Annotated in this window: 5 protein-coding genes; 3 read left to right on the top strand and 2 right to left on the bottom strand. The window is 38.9% G+C overall.

The genetic code is table 11. The features are described from left to right. Positions 1-1,597, top strand: a 1,597-nt coding sequence (locus RAO94_12715) for a hypothetical protein (GenBank protein MDP8323202.1), incomplete at its 5' end; no start/stop codon positions are given. A gap of 137 nt (positions 1,598-1,734) precedes the next feature. Here the strand turns inward: RAO94_12715 and groL are convergent. Both groL and RAO94_12705 read right to left on the bottom strand, forming a co-directional pair. Beyond that, complete coding sequence (groL, locus tag RAO94_12710) at positions 1,735-3,378, bottom strand: chaperonin GroEL (GenBank protein MDP8323201.1); 1,644 nt, start codon at positions 3,376-3,378, stop codon at positions 1,735-1,737. 542 nt (positions 3,379-3,920) lie between these two features. Then, entirely contained in the window at positions 3,921-4,121 is a 201-nt protein-coding gene (locus RAO94_12705; GenBank protein ID MDP8323200.1) for a hypothetical protein, read from the bottom strand. A gap of 42 nt (positions 4,122-4,163) precedes the next feature. On the opposite strand from RAO94_12705, the gene RAO94_12700 reads away from it, so the two are divergent. Beyond that, positions 4,164-5,168: a hypothetical protein gene (locus RAO94_12700; GenBank protein ID MDP8323199.1), complete on the top strand. Its 1,005-nt coding sequence runs from the start codon at positions 4,164-4,166 to the stop codon at positions 5,166-5,168. Between the two features lie 546 nt (positions 5,169-5,714). Beyond that, the coding region (locus tag RAO94_12695; protein ID MDP8323198.1) for a hypothetical protein at positions 5,715-6,240 on the top strand (526 nt) is incomplete at its 3' end.

Genomic DNA, 6,240 nt, shown 5'->3' with positions numbered 1-6,240 from the left:
CGGTTACAGTGATTATTTTGTAAATGATGGTATTGATAATATTCTGGATGCAGGAGAGACTGCTGATGTTTTAGTAAATTTTGCTAATACTGGTGGAGCTCCTGTTTATGATGCTCAATTTACACTTTCTACCAGTGACTCATATCTTTCTATAAATGGTAATACTTTTAATCCAGGTAATATCAATGGTGATGCAATAGCAACAGGGATTTTTGAATTTCATGCTGCTCCGGGGTCACCTGTGGGACATGCTGCCACTGTAAACTGGATTTTGAATGCAGGACAGGATTATTCAGAGAGTGGAAACTTCGTTTTTGTTATCAGCCAGGTCCCTGTGCTGATAGATGAAGATTTTACTGGTAATTTCCCGCCAGACGGATGGTATATTGATGGGCAAAACTGGCAAAGCGGAGCCAGCAGTTATGCTGGAGGATCAGCTCCTGAAGCTAAATTTTACTGGAGTCCCTCAGTCACTGGAAATCAAAGATTGGTTTGCGGTCCCTTCTCTACTTCTGGTTCCAGTGAAATAGATCTTTCTTTCCGACAGAGCGTAGATCATTACAACGGGACTTATACACTCGCTCTGGAAACTTCCTCAAATGGTAACACCTGGCAGCAGGCAGCCACCTGGCCTCCTCAAAATCAGGGTGCAACTGTCAGTAATGTGAATATCAATAATTCTGATGTAGGCTCTCCTACGTTTTATTTTGCCTTCACTTTCTCAGGTAATTCATTTTATATAGATGACTGGTATATTGATGATGTGGAGATCGAAGGAGTCAGTTTACAGCCGTTTGGTTATATACAGGGAACTGTGAGTATTGGTGGTGCAGGCAATATGCAGGATGTACTTATAGAAGTTGATGACCAGGTTGTTCATCCAAACTCAATGGGAGAATATACAATGATCCTGGAATCGGGTACTTATGATCTTATTGCTTCTCTGCCTGGTTATGAAGATTTTATCGCTAATGATATTCAGGTTATTCAAACCCAGACAACTACTCAGAACATCATGCTTGGCTTTATCCCTTCGCCAGAGAATCTTATTGCCGTAGCTTCGGATGACGAAGTTTTATTGAATTGGGAGCTTAGCTCTGAGGAGATCAGCCGTGATATTGAGTACTATAATATCTATGCAGATTTTAATGGTGAAGGCTACCAGATTGCTGGAACTTCCACGGAAATGAGCTTTATTCATACTCCATATCTGCCCGGTGAATATCACTACTACGTAACAGCATATTATACAGAAAGCGGTGAAACTTTGCCATCAAACGAAGCTCTTACCTGGTATAATGGTGTAGTCAGTTTTGGTGATATTAATGAAAGCGGTGTGATTGATGCTTATGATACTGCTCTACTTCTGCAATACTTTGTAGGTTTAGACCCACTGCCAGAACTTGATCCGGCACCATGGGAAGATTGGCGTCTGTATCTGGGAGATGTAGATGCAAATGGCAATATGGAAGCTTTTGATGCTTCGCTGATTCTGCAGTATATTGTGGGATTGATTGATTACTTCCCCTGCGAACCAGCCCCGGTTGTCACCCGCAAAGTAAATCGCAATATCAACAATCAATCAACGAAAGATTAATAGCAAAGTATAAAAAAGAAACCAGCCGCTGGAAAACCCAACGGCTGGTTTTTTATTTATTGTCGACTAACGATTAACTATTAACGTCTCCCGTCTCCCGTCTCCCGTCTTCCGTCTCACGACTCACGATTCACGTCTTAATACATCCCCGGCATTCCGCCACCCATTCCCGGTGCTCCGCCTGGCATTGGTGATTCAGGTTCTTTGATATCTGTGATGATGCATTCTGTAGTGAGTAAGAGTCCAGCTATGGATACAGCATTCTGCAGAGCGCAGCGAACTACCTTGGCTGGATCGATCACACCGGCTTCAAACAGGTTCTCAAATTTATTGATCGCTGCATTGTAACCATAGTGAATATCCTTGGTCTTTTTGATCTTTTCCACGATGATTGCGCCTTCTTCACCGGCATTTGTTGCGATCTGATAAGCTGGTTTGGTTAAAGCTGCTTTCAATATCTGAGCACCTACTCTTTCTTCGTGAGTAGTTAATTTAAGATTATCGATTGCTCTGGAGGCATAGATCAAAGTTGTGCCACCACCAGTTACAATTCCTTCTTCCACTGCTGCACGGGTAGCATGAAGTGCATCATCCACGCGAGCTTTCTTTTCTTTCATCTCAGTTTCAGTTGCAGCGCCTATTTTGATCACAGCTACTCCACTGGAAAGCTTAGCTAATCTTTCCTGAAGCTTTTCTTTATCATAATCAGATGTTGTTTCTTCGATCTGAGCTTTGATCTGGCTTACGCGTGCTTCCAGATCCTGCTTGGTTCCAGCACCTTCACGGAGGATAGTGTTATCTTTATCGATCACTACCTTACGAGCTGAACCCAGGTCTTCCATAGTAGCGCTGTCAAGCTTTCTGCCAGTCTCTTCACTGATCACATTGCCACCTGTAAGGATAGCAATATCCTGCATCATGGCTTTGCGACGATCTCCAAATCCCGGAGCCTTTACTGCCACTACATTTATTGTATGACGAAGCTGGTTTACCACGAGTGTTGCCAGCGCTTCACCTTCGATGTCTTCTGAGATGATCATCAGGGGCTTTCCTGACTGAGCTACTTCCTGAAGGATAGGCAGAAGGTCTTTCATCACACTGATCTTCTTATCATACATCAAAATGTAAGGATCTTCAAATTCTGTGATCATTTTTTCTGGATCAGTTACAAAATAAGGTGATATAAATCCCCTGTCAAACTGCATTCCTTCCACTTTTTCCATATAAGTTTCAATGGATTTGGCTTCTTCTACATTAATAATGCCATCACGTCCAACTTCTTCCATTGCTTTTGCGATCAATTCACCGATTTCCTGATCATTATTAGCAGAGATTGATGCTATCTGAGCGATCTCTTTGCTATCCTTGATCTCTGTACTTAGTTCATGGATTTCTGCTGTTACCACTTTTGCTGCTTTTTCAAGTCCACGTTTAAGATACATCGGGTTCACACCGGCTGTTACATGCTTAAGACCTTCTTCTATGATTGCCTGAGCAAGTATAGTTGCGGTTGTAGTTCCATCTCCTGCATTATCATGAGTTCTTTCTGCAACTTCTTTGCAAAGCTGCGCTCCCATATTTTCAAATTCATTTTCCAGTTCGATCTCTTTGGCTATGGTCACTCCATCATTAGTGATCACAGGACTGCCAAATTTCTTATCCAAAACAACATTGCGACCGCGCGGTCCCAAAGTTACTTTTACTGCATTAGTGAGTTCATCAACTCCCTTTTTGAGTAATGTTCTGGAATCATGACTAAACTTCAGTTGTTTTGCCATAATTACCTCCTTATTTATTAAAATTAGCAATTAACTATTTCAAGTGCTAATTTCTCTACACCCTTTTTTTTGTCAAAATCTTTTTTCTGAATATTGTAGTTTTTTTATAGAAATCTTCACCATTCAAAATTCACATTCAAAATTAAAAACTCAAAATTCAAAATTACTCCCCAGTTCTCCCGTTGTACCCAGAGCTTTTGAAAATCATCCATAGTCTTGAACAGCGTAAGCGACGGATGACCAGCTCTGATTAAAAAACCACAAACCTCTCCAAGTCTGGCTTATATTCAATCAACATTCAAAATCCAAAACTCAAAATTACTCCCCTATTGTCCATAAAAAACCAACAAAAAAGGGCAAACCCGCAGGTCTGCCCTCATGGCATAATGTACACTTAAAAATATATCCTCCTCAACCGGTGAAAGGAGTTGAACCAAAACTCATATAGTTTCAGCATCATTACTGATGATTCGCCGGATTCAAAAGCAGATGCGCATCTATGAAAATACACCGGATCGTACTGTAATGCCATATTTGCATATCTATTACTCTAAAAAAACTAAAAAATACTCACCTTCGATAATAACAACCATGTATTCACCACTGGCAGGCTGCAGGAAAATAATGTATTCTACTCCGATCAGATCTTCCAGAGTAATAACCGGATAATCAGGAAATTGACCTTGACAGTAAATATTGGTGAATAAGAAGATAATCGCCAGCAAAAGGGCTAATTTTTTTAACACTATATCTACCTCCATAAAAGTAGATATGGGAAGGGGTAGATTATGGGTGAAAACGGGCAAAAAAAATTCTCAGAAGAGCAATTTTATGATCATTATTACCAGAAAGCACTATCTATCGGTCAATATTTCTGCCATACGAATGAATTAGCCCAGGAAATTGCACAATTGACTTCTATTAAGCTGTTTCTCTGGAAAGATAAGGTGCAGAAGCCTGATCAGTGGATATATCAGGTTGCCCGTAACTATGCATTCCAGCTCCTGAAATCAAATAAAATAGAAGGCGATCTTAAGAAAAAGCTGCAACTGACTGTTCAAGAAGAAAACTACCCGGATCTTTTAGAAATGCCTAAATTGAAGGCAGTACTCGACGATGTGCCAGACTCATTTCTCACTGAGACCGAAAAAGATATAGCCAAAGATTATTTTGTGAAGGGCATCCAACTGGAGCAGTTATTGGAGAAATATTCCATTTCTTATGAGAGCATTAATGAAAAAATCTATCATATAAAGCAGGAAATCATTCTATTTCTCCGCTTCGGTACTGTTTTCAAGATGATACCAAAGATTGCCGGAACTCACCTCAATAGCAATATCATGTATTTTATCCGTAAACTAAAGCATAGTCTGGAAACCCAGAATTTCTCTGAACTAAGCGGATACCTGGATGGTTCGATAGAACTGGATAAACTGTCACAAGTTGAGAAACTGGAGAAAATAATCAATTATGAATTACGCTATAGAGAACCCGGAATATACCGTCTGATCTGCACATTTCTCGCTGATAGAAAGTTTCCTTATAATATTGCCTTCACAATTAAGCTGACTGATTATAAAAAGATCAGGATAATTTCCGAACCAGGGCTCACAACAAAGGTTTTGAAAATAAGCCCTGAATCACTTACTGAAGAAGTCAAACTTATGAATGCAAAAAAGATAGATGGCTCACAAGTGCTTACTCTTGCTGAAGTACAGGAGTTGGAAAAAAAGATCAAAACTACTGAATATAAGCTAAAATATAATAAAGACAGTTCTCAAAGCCCCAAGTGATTATTGAAATTATCTAAAAAGAATTGCTTCGGTTAGCTCAAATTAATATTCTTGTCCGCCTGGGTGGATTACATTCTTGTCAGCCTATGGCTGATTCAATTATTCTCCCCTTCCCCCCTTCGCCCCTTCGTTTTCCCCAGCTCTGATTAGATTACATTTAATTTTCAATTTACCATTTTCAATTTTCAATTATTCACCCCTTCACCCCTTCTCCCCTTCTCATCTTCAAATCTTCCCCCCTCTTGTCGTGTAGTCGCTCCGTCGTTGCTGACAATGGTGGTGAAATAGTCTTACATTACATTTCTAATATATGAGCGGTAGAGACTAGATCAAGAAATCATCTTAATAAACAGGTTTGTAATAATATTCTTGACATATAAAAAATAAAAAGGTATTCTTACATCCAAGAATAATATTCTCCAAAGATTTGCAGAATATGGGAGAAACAAAGATTAATATACTAAAGGGGCAACTAACAGCAATGTGTGGAGTCATTATTTGGAAAACTGAAATTGCTTTAGAAATGGAATATTTTCAGGAGGAAAGATGAAGAGAAGTTTGATTTGTTTTATTATTTTTATTGCTTTCGGTATAACACTATTTGCTGATACAATAATTCAAGATAGTACCAATGTGTATGGAACCTGGTCTTATGAGAATTCTCCTTATATTGTTGAAGGAGAGGCTATTGTACCTGAAGATTCTACTTTGGTAATTGAACCTGGAGTAACTGTAAAATTTCAGATAGGACCTTCGCAAAATCATAATAATTCAAATGGACATTTGATTGTTAATGGCAAATTAGAAGCAATTGGGACAGAAAGCGACTCAATTAGGTTTACAAGAAATGATTCTATTGGATACTGGGGTATTATTTATTTTAGTGAAACATCAGATTCTACATCAGTGATAAGTAAATCAATCATTGAGTATGCTAATTATAACGTGAATTTTTCAGGACCCTGGTCACAACATCAAGGTGCAATATCATTCTATCAATCCACTGCATTAATTGAAAATAATTTAATAATGAATAATAATAAAAATGGTATCTGTATATTTGGTGAAGAAA

This window comes from Candidatus Stygibacter australis (assembly GCA_030765845.1).
Classification (GTDB): Bacteria; Cloacimonadota; Cloacimonadia; order Cloacimonadales; family TCS61; genus Stygibacter; species Stygibacter australis.
Note: the sequence above shows the minus strand (reverse complement) of the source record. Positions and strands in the feature narration are given on the sequence as shown.

What these genes read in the sequence shown, in the direction of transcription:
- RAO94_12700 (MDP8323199.1), top strand. Translation starts at nt 4,164, where the DNA reads ATGGGTGAAAACGGGCAAAAAAAATTCTCAGAAGAGCAATTTTATGAT.